At 71.3% G+C, this 16,051-nt stretch carries 15 protein-coding genes; 8 read left to right on the top strand and 7 right to left on the bottom strand.

What is annotated here, in order from left to right:
* The first annotated feature begins 84 nt into the window (after nt 1-84).
* The gene (locus ABD331_RS05500) at nt 85-1,482 is read left to right on the top strand and encodes a glycoside hydrolase family 16 protein (RefSeq protein WP_344471157.1); all 1,398 of its coding nucleotides are present in this window, start codon (nt 85-87) and stop codon (nt 1,480-1,482) included.
* A 217-nt stretch (nt 1,483-1,699) separates the two neighbouring features.
* Here the strand turns inward: ABD331_RS05500 and ABD331_RS05505 are convergent, their stop codons facing one another.
* Complete coding sequence (locus tag ABD331_RS05505) at nt 1,700-2,383, bottom strand: hypothetical protein (RefSeq protein WP_344471158.1); 684 nt, start codon at nt 2,381-2,383, stop codon at nt 1,700-1,702.
* Between the two features lie 189 nt (nt 2,384-2,572).
* Between ABD331_RS05505 and ABD331_RS05510 the strand changes: the two genes are divergently transcribed.
* Nucleotides 2,573-3,517, top strand: a complete 945-nt coding sequence (locus ABD331_RS05510; protein WP_344471159.1) for an isopenicillin N synthase family dioxygenase — start codon at nt 2,573-2,575, stop codon at nt 3,515-3,517.
* Here ABD331_RS05510 and ABD331_RS05515 read toward each other — a convergent pair.
* Entirely contained in the window at nt 3,514-5,865 is a 2,352-nt protein-coding gene (locus tag ABD331_RS05515) for a GH1 family beta-glucosidase (RefSeq protein WP_344471160.1), read from the bottom strand. The genes ABD331_RS05510 and ABD331_RS05515 overlap by 4 nt on opposite strands.
* A gap of 92 nt (nt 5,866-5,957) precedes the next feature.
* Here ABD331_RS05515 and ABD331_RS05520 point away from each other — a divergent pair, with 92 nt between their 5' ends.
* From ABD331_RS05520 to rocD, 3 genes are all read left to right on the top strand, one after another.
* Nucleotides 5,958-6,443, top strand: coding sequence for an Lrp/AsnC family transcriptional regulator (locus tag ABD331_RS05520; protein ID WP_344471161.1), 486 nt, complete (start codon nt 5,958-5,960; stop codon nt 6,441-6,443).
* Between the two features lie 124 nt (nt 6,444-6,567).
* The gene (gene ddaH, locus ABD331_RS05525) at nt 6,568-7,365 is read left to right on the top strand and encodes a dimethylargininase (protein ID WP_344471162.1); all 798 of its coding nucleotides are present in this window, start codon (nt 6,568-6,570) and stop codon (nt 7,363-7,365) included.
* 2 nt (nt 7,366-7,367) lie between these two features.
* A complete protein-coding gene (gene rocD, locus ABD331_RS05530) occupies nt 7,368-8,582 on the top strand; it encodes an ornithine--oxo-acid transaminase (protein ID WP_344471163.1) in 1,215 nt (404 codons plus the stop codon).
* Nucleotides 8,583-8,705: 123 nt separating this feature from the next.
* Here the strand turns inward: rocD and ABD331_RS05535 are convergent, their stop codons facing one another.
* The 4 genes from ABD331_RS05535 to ABD331_RS05550 all read right to left on the bottom strand — a co-directional run bounded on the left by ABD331_RS05535 (nt 8,706) and on the right by ABD331_RS05550 (nt 12,658).
* A complete protein-coding gene (locus tag ABD331_RS05535; RefSeq protein ID WP_344471164.1) occupies nt 8,706-9,740 on the bottom strand; it encodes a CU044_5270 family protein in 1,035 nt (344 codons plus the stop codon).
* The gene (locus ABD331_RS05540) at nt 9,733-10,308 is read right to left on the bottom strand and encodes an RNA polymerase sigma factor (RefSeq protein ID WP_344471165.1); all 576 of its coding nucleotides are present in this window, start codon (nt 10,306-10,308) and stop codon (nt 9,733-9,735) included. Before ABD331_RS05540 ends, ABD331_RS05535 begins: the two co-directional genes overlap by 8 nt.
* 80 nt (nt 10,309-10,388) lie before the next feature.
* A complete protein-coding gene (locus ABD331_RS05545) occupies nt 10,389-11,105 on the bottom strand; it encodes a class I SAM-dependent methyltransferase (protein WP_344471166.1) in 717 nt (238 codons plus the stop codon).
* Nucleotides 11,106-11,110: 5 nt separating this feature from the next.
* On the bottom strand, nt 11,111-12,658 hold the full coding sequence (locus ABD331_RS05550; RefSeq protein ID WP_344471167.1) for an alkaline phosphatase D family protein: 1,548 nt from the start codon (nt 12,656-12,658) through the stop codon (nt 11,111-11,113).
* A gap of 217 nt (nt 12,659-12,875) precedes the next feature.
* On the opposite strand from ABD331_RS05550, the gene ABD331_RS05555 reads away from it, so the two are divergent.
* Complete coding sequence (locus ABD331_RS05555) at nt 12,876-14,153, top strand: Glu/Leu/Phe/Val family dehydrogenase (protein ID WP_344471168.1); 1,278 nt, start codon at nt 12,876-12,878, stop codon at nt 14,151-14,153.
* A 73-nt stretch (nt 14,154-14,226) separates the two neighbouring features.
* Nucleotides 14,227-14,430: a hypothetical protein gene (locus ABD331_RS05560; protein WP_344471169.1), complete on the top strand. Its 204-nt coding sequence runs from the start codon at nt 14,227-14,229 to the stop codon at nt 14,428-14,430.
* Nucleotides 14,431-14,470: 40 nt separating this feature from the next.
* Here the strand turns inward: ABD331_RS05560 and ABD331_RS05565 are convergent, their stop codons facing one another.
* Complete coding sequence (locus ABD331_RS05565) at nt 14,471-14,917, bottom strand: MarR family winged helix-turn-helix transcriptional regulator (RefSeq protein ID WP_344471170.1); 447 nt, start codon at nt 14,915-14,917, stop codon at nt 14,471-14,473.
* 47 nt (nt 14,918-14,964) lie between these two features.
* Here ABD331_RS05565 and ABD331_RS05570 point away from each other — a divergent pair, with 47 nt between their 5' ends.
* Nucleotides 14,965-16,044 (top strand): substrate-binding domain-containing protein, encoded by a 1,080-nt coding sequence (locus tag ABD331_RS05570; protein WP_344471171.1) that lies wholly within the window; start codon nt 14,965-14,967, stop codon nt 16,042-16,044.
* Nucleotides 16,045-16,051: the final 7 nt, after the last annotated feature.

Here is a 16,051-nt window from a genome sequence, read left to right on the forward strand (position 1 = left end):
GTCTGTTGACAGCCGGTAAACGCTGTGCTCAGATCTTGCAGAGAGCGCTCTCTCCGCGCGCTCCAGCACCCCCCAGGAGCGAGTATGACAACAGCGATCCGGCATCGCCGCCGCCTGGCGGCCGTCGCAGCGGTACTCGTGGCCCTCAGCGGCCTCCTCGTCAAGCTGGCGATCAGCGCCTCGGCCAGCGTCCCCGCCACCCCCTCCGGCTGGTCCCTCGTCTGGTCCGACGACTTCAACGGCTCCGCCAACACCCTGCCCTCGTCCAGCAACTGGATCATCGACACCGGCCACGCCTACCCCGGCGGCCCCGCCAACTGGGGCACCGGCGAGGTGCAGAACTACACCTCCAGCACCGCCAACCTCAGCCTCGACGGCTCGGGCAACCTGCGCATCACGCCGCTGCGCAGCTCGTCCGGGGAGTGGACCTCCGCGCGCATCGAGACCAGGCGCGCCGACTTCAAGCCCGCCGACGGCCGCGTGCTGCGCATCGAGAGCCGCATCCAGATGCCGAACGTGACCGGCAACGCCGCCCTCGGCTACTGGCCGGCGTTCTGGGCGCTCGGCGCGCCGTACCGGGGCAACTACTGGAACTGGCCGGCCATCGGCGAGTTCGACATCATGGAGAACGTCAACGGCATCAACTCCGTCTGGGGCGTGCTGCACTGCGGCGTCAACCCGGGCGGGCCCTGCAACGAGACCACCGGCCTCGGCGCCAGCCGCGCCTGCCCCGGCTCGACCTGCCAGTCGGCCTACCACACCTACCGTTTCGAGTGGGACCGCAGCGTCAGCCCCAACCAGCTCCGCTGGTACGTGGACGGCCAGCAGTTCCACGGCGTCAACCAGTCGCAGTTCGACGCCACCACCTGGAACAACATGACCGGGCACGCCGGCTACTTCCTGCTGCTCAACGTGGCGATGGGCGGCGCGTTCCCGAACGCGCTGGGCGGCTCCACCCCCACCGCGGCCACCGTCTCGGGGCGGCCGATGATGGTCGACTACGTGGCCGTCTGGCAGAGCGGCACCGGCACCACCCCGACGCCCACGCCCACCAACCCGCCGGGCGGCGTGGACGCCCGCTCCACCATCCAGGCCGAGAGCTACCAGGGCCAGTCGGGCACCATCACCGAGACCACCACCGACTCGGGCGGCGGCCAGAACATCGGCGCCGTCACCAACGGCGACTGGCTGCGCTACGACGGGGTCAACTTCGGCTCGACGCCCGCCACCCAGTTCAGGGCCAGGGTGGCCTCCGGCGCGGCGGCCGGGGTGAGCGGGCTGGTGCAGGTGCGCCTCGACAGCCCGACGGCCACGCCCATCGGCGACTTCGCGCTGGCGAACACCGGCGGCTGGCAGAGCTGGCGGACGATCCCGGCCAACATCTCCGGGGTGACGGGCACCCACACGGTGTACCTGACCTTCTCCTCGGGTCAGCCGGCCGACTTCGTCAACGTCAACTGGTTCACTTTCGCCACCTCTTGATACACCGGCACCACCACGCCTTATCCGGATGACAGGCGAATACCCCGTGAGGTAAAAAGGTTAATCGCGCAAGGCGCCCGGGGGCGGGCGCCCGCTAACCTCACGGGGTCCATCATGGGGCAGGCAGCTTTTCAAGGCGCTCATTTGATGATCGTCGTCATCGGATTCATCGTCGTCGGAATCATCGCACTGATCAACAATTTCCGGAATCGGTGATTCACAGGTCCCTGACCCGGTGGTCGAGAATAAGCTGATCGGCCTCGCGGACAGGGACCTGCACCCGGACACCGTCCTCGAAGAGCAGGTCGAAGAGGTGCTCTCGCCATTGTTGCCGGTAGACGATGACGAGCTCCTTGACCACCCCCGGCGGGACGTGCACCTCCACGGTGTCCTCCACCGCCAGCTCCTTGGTCTCGGTGACCTTGAGGTGCGACCTGATCTCCTCGCTGACCCGCTGGTCGAGCCTGGCCGTGAGAGCGGCGGGGCCGGCGGGCGCGGTGAGGCCCGCCGACGTGCTGGTGGCGATCGTCTCGGCCCTGCCGACCTGCAGCTCGCAGGTGTAGGCCACGCTCTCCCTGATCTGCTTGCGCCTGAAGGTGCCGGTGGATCCGCCGTCCAGGGTCTCGCGGGTCGTGCGCAACTCGGTGGTGTAGTAACGCGGGCCGTGCACGGCGGTGACCGTGAACTTCGGCGACCGCTGGAAGAACACCGGCCACCGGCCGCCGCAGTCGGCGCACCTGATCGCGGAATCGGCCCGGAAACGCTCGATGCGCACGCCGCCGAAGAAATCGCGGTTCGCCTGGCTGAGCCGGGACAGAAAGCGCGGCTGCGCCTCACCGTCGGGCCGGCCGATCGGGTGCTCCAGAAGCAGCCGGTCCTTCAGTTCGAGATTTTCCACCACCTCGCCGGAGCCCTCCTCGAATTCGATCGACCGGCGATCACAGTTCGGGCAGCGCAAGCGTTTGCAATAACGATCGAACTCCGCTGAACGTCTCGGCTTCCGCACGACGCGCTCCATTCAGGCCACTCAGCTTGTTCTCCACCAGAATGGCGCCGGGCGCAAGCCCGGCCGGTGCAGCACAATGGTGCGATGAGCGAACTGCCGGTGATCGACATCGCCCCGCTTCTCACGGGGAGCCAGGAACGGCGGGCCGTCGCGGACGCCATCGGCGCGGCCTGCCGCGAGCACGGCTTCTTCTACGTCACGGGCCACGGCGTGCCGCCCGCGCTCATCGAGCGGCTCGACGCGGCGAGCAGGCGCTTCTTCGCGTTGCCCGAGGACGTCAAGAACGAGATCGCGATGGAGCGGGGCGGCCGGGCCTGGCGGGGCTTCTTCCCCGTGGGCGGCGAGCTGACCTCGGGGCGGCCCGACCTGAAGGAGGGCGTCTACTTCGGCGCCGAGGAGCCGCCGGGGCCCGTCCCCCTGCACGGGCCGAACCTGTTCCCCGCCCAGGTGCCGGAGCTGCGGGAGTCGGTGCTGGCGTACCTGGAGGCGATGACGGAGGTCGGGCAGGCGGTGATGAGCGGCGTCGCGCTGAGCCTGGGGCTGGACGAGGGCTACTTCCGCACGGGATACACGGCCGATCCGACCATCCTTTTCCGGATATTTCACTACCCGCCGGCGCCCGCCGACGACGCCGGCACCTGGGGCGTCGGCGAGCACACCGACTACGGGCTGCTGACCCTGCTCCTCCAGGACGCCAACGGCGGCCTCCAGGTCCGCACCGAGACGGGCTGGATCGAGGTGCCCCCGGTGCCGGGCACGTTCGTCTGCAACCTCGGCGACATGCTCGACAAGCTCACCGGCGGGCAGTACCGCTCGACCCCGCACCGCGTACGCAACCGCAGCGGCAACGAGCGCCTCAGCTTCCCGTTCTTCTTCGACCCCGGCTGGGACAGCGAGGTGCCGCCCCTCCCCTACGCCCCCGGCCACCGCTGGGACGGCCAGGTGGACTTCACCGGCACCTACGGCGAGTACCTGCTGTCCAAGGTGCGGAAGGTCTTCCCGCACCTGTTCGAGCAGCAGCGGCTCTAGGCGGAATCGCGGACGACGAGCCGCGTCGGCAGCACCACGGAGGTGGTGTGGCGGCCCTCCAGGCGCGACAGCAGCAGCCTGGCCAGGGCCAGCGCCTGGTCGGCGACGGGCACCCGCACGGTGGTGAGCGCCGGGGTGGTGGCCGAGGCGGCGTCCACGTCGTCGAAGCCCACCACGGCCAGGTCTTCGGGCACCCGCCGCCCCAGCTCGCGGGCCGCCTGAAGGACGCCGATGGCGAGCTGGTCGGTGGCGGCGAAGACGGCGTCGAGCGACGGCACGTCGGTGAGGAGCCGGAGTGCGGCGGCGGCGCCGGAGGCGCGGGTGAGGTCGTCGGCCGGGGCCAGGTGCGGCGTCAGGCCGGAACGCTGGAGCGCCGCCCGGTGCCCGGCCAGCCGGTCCTGCACGGTGACCAGGTCCATGGGGCCGCAGACCATGCCGATGCGGCGGCGCCCCCTGGCGAGCAGGTGCTCGGTGGCGGCGGCGGCCCCGCCCGCGTTGTCCACGTCCACGTACGGGACCAGCGACGCGATCGGCGGCTTGCCCAGCAGCACGAGCGGCACCTCCGTGCGGGAGAGCCGCTCGGCCAGCGTGTCGCCTCGGTCGGGCGGCAGCAGCACGACCCCGTCGGCGAGCCGGGCCTCGACGTGCGCGGCGATGCGCCGGTGGCTCTCGGCGGTGTCGGCGAGCATGAGCGTGATCTGCTTGCCGGCGCCCTCCAGGAGGCTGGTGACGTACTGGACGACGGCCGAGGTGAGCGTGTCGCCGCCCTGCCTGGGGACGGACAGGACCAGGGCGACCGCGTTGGTGCGGCGGGTGACGAGGCTGCGGGCGGCCAGGTTCGGCACGTAGCCGAGCTCCTTGACGGCCCGCATCACCCCGGCCCTGACCTCGGGGCTCACCGACGACTCGCCGTTGACGACCCGGGAGACCGTGGCTCTCGACACGCCCGCGCGGGCGGCGACCGTCTCCAGCGTGGGCCGTCTGGGCCGCGTCTCGGCCAGGCCGTTGCGGCTGACGACGTCGCGGTACCACAGCGCGCTGTCCTTCATCCGCCGCCGCTGGGTGGCGAAGTCCACGTGCACGAGGCCGAACTTGCGCTGGTAGCCGTCGGACCATTCGAGGTTGTCGAGCAGCGTCCAGACGAGATAGCCGCGCACCCGGGCGCCGTCGTCGATCGCCGCGCGCAGGGCGCGCAGGTGCTCCTCGATGAAGCTGATGCGATCGACGTCGTGGATGCCGTCGCCGGTCACCACGTCCACGAAGTCGGCGCCGTTCTCGGTGATCATCAGGTCGAGGCCGGGATACTCCCGTGAGATGCGGCCGAGCAGCAGCGACAGGCAGTTGGGCACGATCGGCCAGCCCATCGCGGTGACCGCCGTCGGGATGGTGCAGAACAGCACCCCCTCGCTGCCCGGGTAGGCCGGGTCGGCCGGCTCGCTGGGCTGCGCCTGGACGACCAGCGGCGTGTAGTAGTTGACGCCGAGCAGGTCGAGGGGCTGGGCGATGGTCTCCAGGTCGCCGTCGTGGAGGTGGCCGAGGCCGCCGTGCCGCTCGATGACGGGCAGCAGCTCCGCCGGGTACGCGCCGCGCAGCGCCGGCTCCAGGAACTGCCGGTTGGCCAGCGCGTCGATCCTGGCCACGGCGGCGGCGTCCTCCTCCGACAGCTCCCTGCCGAAGTCGCTCACCTGGGCGGGCGTCATGACGGGCGAGATGTTGAGCACCAGGCCGACCTTCTGGGCCCCGCCCGCGCGCAGCGCCTGGGCGGCCAGGCCGTGGCCGAGCAGCATGTGGTGGGCGGCGCGGAAGGCGTCGGCGGGCGACTTGCGGCCCGGCGCGTGCACGCCGGACCCGTAGCCGAGGAACGCCGCCACCCACGGCTCGTTCAGCGTGAACCAGGTGTCCACCCGGTCGCCGAGCCGCTCGTGGACGGCGGCGGCGTACTCGGCGAAGCGCGCGGCGGTGTCGCGGGACGGCCAGCCGCCGCGCTCCTCCAGCGCCTGCGGCAGGTCCCAGTGGTACAGCGTGGCGTAGGGGGTGATGCCGGCGCCGGTCACCTCGTCGAGCAGCCGGTCGTAGAAGTCCAGGCCGGCCGCGTTGGGCTTGCCGCCGCCGTCGGGGAAGATCCGCGCCCAGCTCACCGAGAACCGGTAGGCGGCCATCCCCAGCTCTTTCATCAACCGCACGTCTTCTGGGTAGCGGTGGTAGTGGTCGCACGCCTCCGCCCGGTCGGCGGAGAAGACGTCCCAGATGGACGGCCGGCGGCCGTCGGCGGCAGTGGCCCCCTCGATCTGGAAGGCGGACGTCGAAACCCCCCACACGAAACCTTCGGGGAAGCTCGTGATGCTCATGCTGGCGGATGCCTTTCGGTCACGTTCGTCGCAGCCAGTCTCCCGCGCGCCGCTCGTCGCGCGCCAGCCTGGCCAGGCGGTATACAACAGGCGTGGAACTCGACCAGCTCGATCGTGACATCATCGCGGCGCTCGTGGACGACGCCCGCCAGACCTACGCCGACATCGGGCAGCAGGTCGGGCTGAGCGCATCGGCGGTGAAACGGCGGGTGGACCGGCTGCGCGAGACGGGGGCGATCACCGGGTTCAGCGCCCGGGTGTCGCCGCAGGCACTCGGCTGGACGACCGAGGCCTACGTCGAGCTGTTCTGCCAGGGCAAGACGAAACCGTCGGACATCGCGCTGGCCATGGCCAAGTTCCCCGAAGTGGTGGCGGCGGCCACGATCACCGGCGAGGCGGACGCGCTGCTGCACATCAGGGCGACGGACGTGCGGCACGTGGAGCGGGTGATCGAGCGCATCGCGGCGATGACGTTCGTGGTCCGCACGAAGAGCGCGATCGTGCTGTCGAGGCTGGTCGACACACCTCCTGGGGCCGCCGTGCCAGAGCCGCGCAACGAATCCCCCGCTCCTGGCTGAGAGACGCAACAGACCCGCGCGAACACGCAATGTCAACCCCTGGCCTGCGCAAACACGCATTTCCTATCCTGTGCTCAACCCCGCGACGTGGGTTTTCCCTGCTTGTGAGCCGATGGAGTGCTGCATGCCCAAACACTTCCTCATGTGCCGTCCTGAGTACTTCACGGTCGAGTACGCCATCAACCCGTGGATGCATCCCGAGGCCGGCGCCGACCGCGACGTGGCGGTCCGGCAGTGGGAGGGCCTGAAGGCGGCGTACGAGGAGCTCGGCCACGAGGTCAGCCTGATCGACCCGATCGAGGGGCTGCCGGACATGGTCTTCGCCGCGAACGGCGCCCTGGTCGTGGGCGGCCGCGCCTACGGCGCCCGCTTCGCCTACCCGCAGCGCGGCCCGGAAGGCCCCGCCTACCTGCGCTGGTTCGCCGAGCGCGGCTACCCGACGCTGGAGCCGGCGCACGTGAACGAGGGCGAGGGCGACTTCCTCACGCTCGACGACGTCATCCTGGCCGGCACCGGCTTCCGCACGGACGTGGTCGCCCACCAGGAGGCGCAGGAGTACCTGGGCCGCCCGGTGATCTCCCTGACGCTGGTGGACCCGCGCTTCTACCACCTGGACACGGCGCTGTTCCCGCTCGACGGGCGCAACGTCGCCTACTATCCGGACGCCTTCTCGCCGGGCAGCCTCGCGGTGCTGCGCCGCATGTTCCCCGACGCGGTGATCGCGACCGCCCGGGACGCCGAGGTGCTCGGGCTCAACGCGGTCAGCGACGGCACGAACGTGGTCATCAACGCCGAGGCGTCCGATCTGCAGTTGGAGCTCAAGCGACGGGGGTACGAGGTCATCCCGGTCGATCTGTCGGAGCTGCGTAAGGCGGGTGGCGGGCCCAAGTGCTGCACACTGGAGATCAGGGGGGAGAACTGATCATGACCACCAGCGCAGAGCTGATCGAAGTGAGCGAGCGCCGCAGCGCGCACAACTACCATCCGCTTCCCGTGGTGATCCACGAGGCGCACGGCGCCTGGGTCACCGACGTGGACGGCAAGCGGTATCTGGACTGCCTGTCCGGCTACTCCTCGCTCAACTTCGGCCACGGCCATCCGAAGATCATCGAAGCGGCGAAGGAGCAGCTCGAACGCCTCACGCTGACCAGCCGCGCCTTCTACCACGACCAGTTCGCGCAGTTCTGCACCGGGCTCGGCGACCTCACCGGCAAGGACCTGGTCCTGCCCATGAACACCGGCGCCGAGGCCGTCGAGACCGCCATCAAGGTGGCGCGCAAGTGGGGGTACGAGGTCAAGGGCGTCGAGCCCGACCAGGCCAACATCATCGTCATGGAGGGCAACTTCCACGGCCGCACCACCACGATCGTCAGCTTCTCCACCGACCCGGAGGCGCACGACAACTTCGGCCCGTACACGCCGGGCTTCCGTATCGTCCCGTACGCCTCGATCGAGGCGGTGCGGGCGGCTGTGGACGCGAACACGGTGGCCGTGCTGGTGGAGCCGATCCAGGGCGAGGCCGGGGTGCTGGTGCCGCCGGACGGGTACCTGAGCGAGCTGCGGGCGCTGTGCACGGCCGAGGGCGTCCTGATGATCGCCGACGAGGTGCAGTCGGGGCTCGGGCGCACGGGGCAGACGTTCGCGTGCGACCACGAAGGGGTCGTGCCGGACGTCTACGTGCTCGGCAAGGCGCTGGGCGGCGGGGTCGTGCCCGTCTCGGCCATCGCCGCCGACCGCGACGTGCTCGGCATCATCCACCCGGGGCAGCACGGGTCCACGTTCGGCGGGAACCCGCTGGCGTGCGCGGTGGCGAACGCGGTCATCGAGATCCTCAACACGGGCGAGTTCCAGGCGCGCGCCACGAAGCTGGGCGAGGTCCTGCACGGGAAGCTGCGCGAGCTGACCGGGCAGGGCGTGGTGGAGGTGCGCGGGCGCGGGCTCTGGGCGGGCGTGGACATCGACCCGGCCATCGGGACGGGGCGCGAGGTGTCGAAGGCGCTGCTGAAGCGGGGGGTGCTGGCCAAGGACACGCACGGCTCGACGATCCGGCTGGCGCCGCCGATCGTGGTCTCCGAGGAAGACCTCCTCTGGGCGATCTCCCAGCTCGCCGACGCGCTTTATGAGCTCAAGAGCGCTTAGTTGCTTTACGGCTTCGCGGGGCAGGGCCCATCCACCGCACGTGGCTGGGCCCTGTCCAGGGAGACGCTCCTCCGGTTCACGGGGCTGGGCGCCGTCACGGCGCTCGCTTGACCGTCCGCGTGGTCACTCCGCCGCGCTCTTCGTTGGTTCCGGCTGGCAGCTCGAATCGCCCTGAGCCTGCGCCGCCTCGTCCGGCAGGCGGTCGGTCACCGTCGTGCTGAGCTGGGCGGTCCAGGCCACGACGCTGCCCTTGGGCGCCTCCCCGCCGTCCTCGACGATCTCCCGGCGCTCCCCCAGGTAGCCCAGCGTCTGGGGGTCGAAGATGAGCTGCGCCCTGGCTCCGCCGATGTCCGCCCTGCTCAGCGCCACGCCTTCGACTCCGGCCGAGTTCGCCACCCCTTCGTTCGCCTCGACGCCGGGCAGGCTCTTGACCGCCTCGAACAGCGCCCGCCGCTGGGCCTCGGGCAGGTAGGTCTCGGTGAGCAGGTCGCGTGCCCGCATGTACGCCGCCAGGTCCCGGTCCACGCCCTTGCCCTCGCCGGCCGTGCTGGAGCGGTAGAGGTGCTCGCGCATGGCGGCGGGGTCGGCCGGGAGGGTGCCGAGGTAGGCGTAGTCGGTGCGGTGCTCGCCCCGGAGGCCGGGGCAGGAGGCGATGGTGTGCCAGGAGGTGCCCTGCCAGTCCTTCGCGGACTCGGGCAGCTCCTCGCCGGGCCACGCCTGCGGCTCACGGCCCTCGATCATCAGCAGGCCGTCGGCGCTGCCGTCCACCGACTGCCAGATCTTCCTGTGCGTGCGGTACAGGTGCCGCGACTCCTCGCCGCCCTTGCCGATCTGGACGGCCTCGTACATCGTCTCGGACTCGATCATGATGTACTGGCCGGGCCGCGGGTTCAGCTCGCCGGGCGCCACGTCGGCCGACTGCGTGACCGTGGTGGCCGGTCCAGGGCCTGGCCCCTGGTTCGACAGGGCCACCGCCACGCCGCCCACCAGCGCGACCGTCACGCCGAACGCGGCGGCGGCCTGCCAGCCAAGCCGCGGCAGGCGGCGTCCCCCACGTGCCTCCTTCACGAGGCGTTCCCTGGCCCGCGCCCTGGCCTCGGCCCCGTACGGCGGCGCCTGCGGCCGTCCGTCGGCGAACGCGCGAATCTCGTCATCCATGCTGGGGCTCCTCTGCGAAGGGGTCGGTGCCGCCGAGCGCCCTGCGTACCTTGACGCGGAGCCTGTGCAACCGGGACCGGACGGTGCCGACGGGCACCCCGAGGGCGAGCGCCGCCTCCTCGTAGGTCAGGTCCGCCCAGGCCAGGAGCAGCAGCAGGTCCCGCTCGGCCGCGCTGAGCCTGGTCAGCGCCCTGGCCAGGCGGGGCTGGAGCTGCTCGGCGGTGACCCGGTCGGCGCTGCGCTCGTCGAACGTGCCGGGGCGCTCCGCGCTCACCTTGGCCATGGCCGCGGTGCGCCGCCGTTCCGCCCTGCGGTGCTGGGAGACGACCCTGGTCGCGATCCCGTACAGCCAGGGGCGGGCGTCCGGCCACGAGCGGTCGTAGCGGGCCCGGCCGCGGAAGGCGGCCAGGAACACCTCGCCGGTCACGTCGTCGGCCAGCTCGCCCCCGAGTCGCCGGGCCGCGTACCTGTGGATCTCGTCGGCGTGCCGGTCGAACAGCGCCGCGAAGCTCTCGGGGTCGCCGATCGAACGGGCGATCAGCGCCGCGTCGTCGAGCGTGTCAGGCACATCCTGAACTCCCACCACGTAGCCGGTCCTCTCTCGTGCGGTCACCCTGTTGTTGGCCGCACGTCAGAGGCCGGTTCCCACTATTTCGGCATCCGCCACACCTGCATGCCCTCCGGGGCCGGGTCCGGCTCGAACCCGGCCTCCTTCAACTCGGCCGCCAGGACGTCCGTGGCGGGCCAGTGGGCGGTGCCGTCCACGTCGTCCTGGCTGATCACCACGCCGCGCTGGAGTATCCGGTAGCGGAAGCGCGAGGTGACGCTCTCCCCCTCGGCCGCCAGCACCTGCCCGGCGACCTCGTAGGTGTGCCTGCCGACCTGGTAGGAGCCCATGACCTGCAGGTCGCCCGGCACGGCGGGGGCGCGGTCGCGCCAGTTGAACAGCAGCCGCCCGCCCGGCTCCAGCAGCCCGCGCAGCACCCGCCACAGCGCGGCGCGCTCTGCGGCGGTGAAGCTCTGCAGCACCGAGATCATCACGACGGCCTCGACCGGCTCGTCCACCTCCGTTTCCAGCGCCCCGCACGGCAGGACGGTCACCCTGCGCAGCACCTCGGGGTCGGTGGTCAGGCGGGAGACCAGCACGGAGCGCATACCCAGCGACGGCTCGACGGCGTAGACCTCGCCGGGGACGTGGCGGGCGATCAGCTCGGTGATCAGGCCGGTGCCCGCGCCGATCTCCACGACCGCGCCCCGCACGTCCGCGAGCAGCGGGGGCAGCAGCTCGCGGATCGCGGGCACGTGGCCGTCTTCGTGAAAGAGGTCGTAAAAGGGAACGGCTGGTGCGTAAGCGTCCTCATGCATGGGGTTCAGCGTAGGCGGGTGGTGTCCAGCTCCTTGACCACCTCGCCGGTGGAGCCGTACCAGGTGACCTGGTCGGGGATGGTGAGCGTGGCCAGCGCGTTCTGGAACAGCGGGCCCTTGATGATCCGCCAGCGGAACGGCGGGCGCGGCACGCCCGCCAGCCGCGCCAGCAGGCCGCCGACCAGGGTCGCGATGGAGAACTGGGTGAACACGTTGGCCCAGCGCAGCAGGCGGCTGAGCGGGTTGCGGATGGGCGAGCAGACCACCTGGAAGACCGGGCCCCTGTCGGCCCTGGCCAGGTAGGAGTAGTGCACGTCGCCCGACAGGATCACCACCGGCTTGCCCAGCCCGATCAGCAGCTTGGCCAGGTCGTCGAACGAGCGCCGGAACGCCGCCCAGTGCTCCAGGTCGATGGCCTGGCGCAGCGTCTCGGACCACCGGCGCACGAGCGGGCCCCACTTGCCGTCACAAAGGGCCTCGTTCCAGTTCTGCACGCCGTGGACGCCCTCGGGCAGCATGAACGGGATCGACGAGCCGATGATCAGTTGCTCGGCGGGCCGCCGCACCTGCTCCTCCAGCCAGGCCCACTCCCCCGGGTCGAGCATCCGCCGGTCGCCGGGCGTGAGCTGCCTGGCGCAGCGGGTGTCCACCATGATGAGGCGGGCGGGGCCGAGGTCGCGAGCGTAGCTCCAGCGGTTGCTGCTCGGCTCGGCGTCGGCCCGCTCGGCGAACGCGTCGAGCGCCGCCCCGCCGTCGCCGGCCATCAGCTTGGCGAGCAGCTCGTCCTCTGCGCGCTCCGCGGGCGAGAGGTTGCCGAGGTGCTGGTAGACCCAGTACGCCCCGAGCCCGGCCACCACCCGGCGCTGCCACCACGGCGTCCTGGCCATCTGCTTGCGCCAGGCGTGGGAGGTGTTCCAGTCGTCACGCAGGTCGTGATCGTCGAAGATCATCGCGGTCGGCACGGTGGACAGCAGCCAGCGGATCTCCGTCTCGGTCCACGCCTGGCGGTAGAGCTCGGCGTACTCCTCGAAGTCGGCGATCTCGCCCTGCGGCTCGCCGCTCCTGCGGGAGCGGATGTAGGCCAGCATGTCGGGCGAGGGGTTGTCGGCGTAGACCTGGTCGCCGAGGAGCAGCAGCAGGTCGGGCCACTCCTCCTCTCCCGCCTCAGGCAGGTGCTCGCCGAAGGCGCGCAGCACGTCGTCGCCGTGGCTGCGGACGTGGGCGGCGTCGTGCGGCACGCTCGTCCGGCACGAGCCGAACGCCAGCCTCCGCACCCCCTCGGGGGGCAGCAGCCGGATGCGGCTCGGCGGGCGACCCGCCATGGGCCAAACTTCCTCCCCGTCGAGCGTGACCGTGTACGACGCGATATCCTGGGACAACTCAACGAGATCCACGATCGCGTAGTGGTGTCCGTGCACGGTGAAGGTAGGCGACCGGTAAGACCTGCCGTCCGCCTCTACGGTGACCGTGCAGGGTTCGGCGGTCTCCACCCAGATCGAGGCGCTGTCCGAGTCGACGTATCTCAGCATCGGCCCCACCACCAGTGCGGGCATTCCACTCCTCTAGTTCGTCGATCCGACACACTCTCGCGCAGCTAGCCTGCCAGAGTGGCACGGTCCACAGCACCCTGGTGACCGGCTTGGATTTCTACCAAAACTAGGCAACACCAAACCCCTCGCTCTAGGATGATCGTGACATCAACGCCCAAAAAGGGAAGGCAATGGCGCTTTTCCCGCAAATAGGGCGTACATAACGGGAGGAACTTCTTCCATGAGCATCATGGTGCCGTCAACGACGCCGGCCCTGATCACCCCGGGCCGCCAGGCCCTCGACTCCGCTCTCCACCAACTCGGCCAGGCCGCCGAGCATCTCGGGCTCGACGACGGGCTCCGCACGATGCTGGCCACGCCACGCCGCTCGCTGACCGTCTCCGTCCCGGTGCGGCGCGAGGACGGCCGCCTGGACGTCGTCCAGGGCTACCGCGTCCAGCACAACGTCTCGCGCGGCCCCGCCAAGGGCGGCCTCCGGTTTCATCCCGGCACCGACATCCACGAGGTCACCGCGCTGGCCATGTGGATGACGTGGAAGTGCGCGCTGGTCGGCATCCCGTACGGCGGCGCCAAAGGCGGCGTGGCCGTGGACCCGGCCGGGCTCACCACCCGCGAGCTGGAGCGGCTGACCCGCCGCTACGTCAACGAGATCCTGCCGCTGATCGGCCCGGAGAAGGACATCCCCGCGCCCGACGTCGGCACCGACGAGCAGACCATGGCCTGGATCATGGACACCTACAGCGTCAGCGCGGGCTACTCGGTGCCAGGTGTGGTCACCGGCAAGCCCATGACGCTGGGCGGCTCGCTCGGCCGCACCGGCGCGACCTCGCGCGGCGTGCAGATCGCGGCGCTGGCCGCGCTCGGCCGCTCACCCGAGGGCGTGACCGTCGCCGTTCAGGGGTTCGGCAAGGTCGGCGCGCCCGCCGCGCAGTACCTTTCCGACGCCGGGTGCAAGGTCGTGGCCGTGTCCGACGCCACCGGGGCGGTCTACCGCGCCGGCGGCCTCGACGTGGCGCGGCTGCGCGCGTACGCGGCCGAGACCGGCGGCGTGCGGGGCTTCCACCAGGCCGACGCGCTGTCCCACGACGACCTGTTCGAACTGGACGTGGACGTGCTCGTCCCGGCCGCACTCGAAGGCGTGATCACCGAGGCCAACGCGCCGAGGATCCGCGCCCGCCTGATCGTCGAGGGCGCCAACGGGCCCACCACGCCCGAGGCCGACGAGATCCTCGCCGCCAACGGCACCACGGTGGTGCCCGACATCCTGGCCAACGCGGGCGGGGTGATCGTGTCGTACCTGGAGTGGGTGCAGAACATGCAGGCGTACGCGTGGAGCTCGGGAGAGATCGAGCTCAAGCTGCGCGACCTCATGCTCGGCGCCTTCACCGAGGTCAAGTCGCTGGCCGCCGAGCGCGGCCTGACGCTGCGGCAGGCGGCGCACGTGATCGGCGTGGGCCGGGTGGCCGAGGCGCACCAGATGCGCGGCCTCTACCCGTGAGCGCGACTTAAGTAGCGCGGGGCTCGCCCAAGGTCGGATGCCGGGGCGGGCCCCGCGTTGCGAGGGTGGAGGCATGAGAGGGATCATCAACGTCGTCGCCGTGATCGCCGTCATCCAGGGGCTCGGCGGGTTCGTCGGGCGGATGTGGTTCGACAGCGAGTGGGGGTTCCTGCACCGGCTGGTGGAGCTGCCCCTGCCCGGCTACCTCGGGGTGGCGGTGGCCGGGGTGGTGGCGCTGATCTGGGCCGACACCGCCAGGAAACGCGACCAGGGCTGAGGCCCGTCCGGCGCTTGCGCCGCGCGACCCGGCGCGGCTCTCAGATGCGCAGCTCGGCGTAGTCGAGCGCCTCCATCAGGCTCTCCAGGTCGTGCATCAGCCGCTCGGTGCGCTCCTGCCCGAACGCCAGCGCGATCACCCCCTGCTGCTCGGCCACGGCCCCGTCCACCCGCGCCAGCAGCTCGGCCCCGCGCCCCGACACGAACACCGCGACCCTGCGCCGATCGCCCTTCGACGGCCCCCGGTAGACCAGCGCGCGATCGATCAGCCGGTCCACGGCCTTGGTCAGCGTCGGATGCGGCATCAGCACGGCCTCGGCCAGCTCCCCCATCGACTCGCCCCGCCCGTCGGCCAGCGCGCGCATGATGCGCCACTGCTCGACCGTCACCTCCTCGCCGACGAGCACCGCCGCCAGCCCCCGGTTGACGCTCCGCTCCGCACGGCTGAGCAGGTAGGCGAGTGAGGACCCGAGCCCGGAGGTCGTCATGGTGAGGTCCTTTCGTCGGGGAGCTAGAAGGGAGGATACTCGTCGGCGTGGCGGCGACAGTCGATCCTCTCGAAGCGCGGCTCATGCCTTCGGACGCGATCAGGATCGCCCTGATCGTCCCCGTCTCCGGGGTGCTCGGCCTGATGGGCCCGTGTGCGATCAACTGCGCCGTGCTGGCCGCCGAGGAGGTCAACGCCCGTGGCGGCGTGCTGGGCAGGCCGGTGGAGCTGGTGCTGGTGGACGGCGGGCGGCCCGCCGCGCAGGTCGCCGCCGAGGTGGCCGGGCTGGTGCGGTCGGGCACCGTGCGGGGCGTGGCGGGCGCGCACGCCAGCGACGTGCGGGTGGAGGTGGTGGCCGCGATCGCGGGGCGGGTGCCGTTCGTGTACGCGCCGCCGTACGAGGGTGGTGGCCGGGCACCCGGCGTCTACTTCCTCGGCGAGACCCCTGACCGGCAGCTCGCGCCGGGCATCGAGTGGCTGGCGGGCCCGAAGCGGGCACGCCGCTGGTACCTGCTGGGCAACGACTACATCTGGCCCCGCCTGGTGCACGCCAGCGCCCGCAGGCGGCTGCGCGCGGCGGGCGCGACCGTGGTGGGCGAGCGGTTCGTCCGGTACGGCGAGGCGGTGCGCTGGCTGGGCCGGGTGGCCGAGGCCCGCGCCGACGCCCTCCTGCTGACGCTGATCGGCAGCGACCTGGTGGCCTTCAACCGGGCGTTCGCGGCGTCCGGGCTGCGCGCGCTGCGGCTGTGCGGGGCGCTGGAGGAGCACGGCCTGCTGGGCATCGGCGGCGACGCGACCGGCGAGCTGTACGCGTCGATGGGGTACTTCCGCGACCTGCCGACCCCGGCCAGCCTGGACTTCTCCGAGCGGTACGCGGCCAGGTTCGGCGCGGACGCCCCCATGCTGAACGCCCACGGCCACGGCTGCTACGAGGCCGTGGCGATGCTGGCCGCCCTGTGCGCGCGGGCCGGGTCGCTGGCGGTGCCCGATCTCGACGCCGTCGCCGACGGCACCACGATCACCAGCGCGCGCGGCACGCTGACGCTGCTCGACCGGCAGGTACGCCAGCCCGTCCACCTCGGCAGGGCCGATGGCCTGGACTTCTTCCTGGAGAAACCTTTTCAGTAGAAAGCTT

The sequence above is a fragment of the Nonomuraea monospora genome (assembly GCF_039531895.1).
Lineage (GTDB): Bacteria > Actinomycetota > Actinomycetes > Streptosporangiales > Streptosporangiaceae > Nonomuraea > Nonomuraea monospora.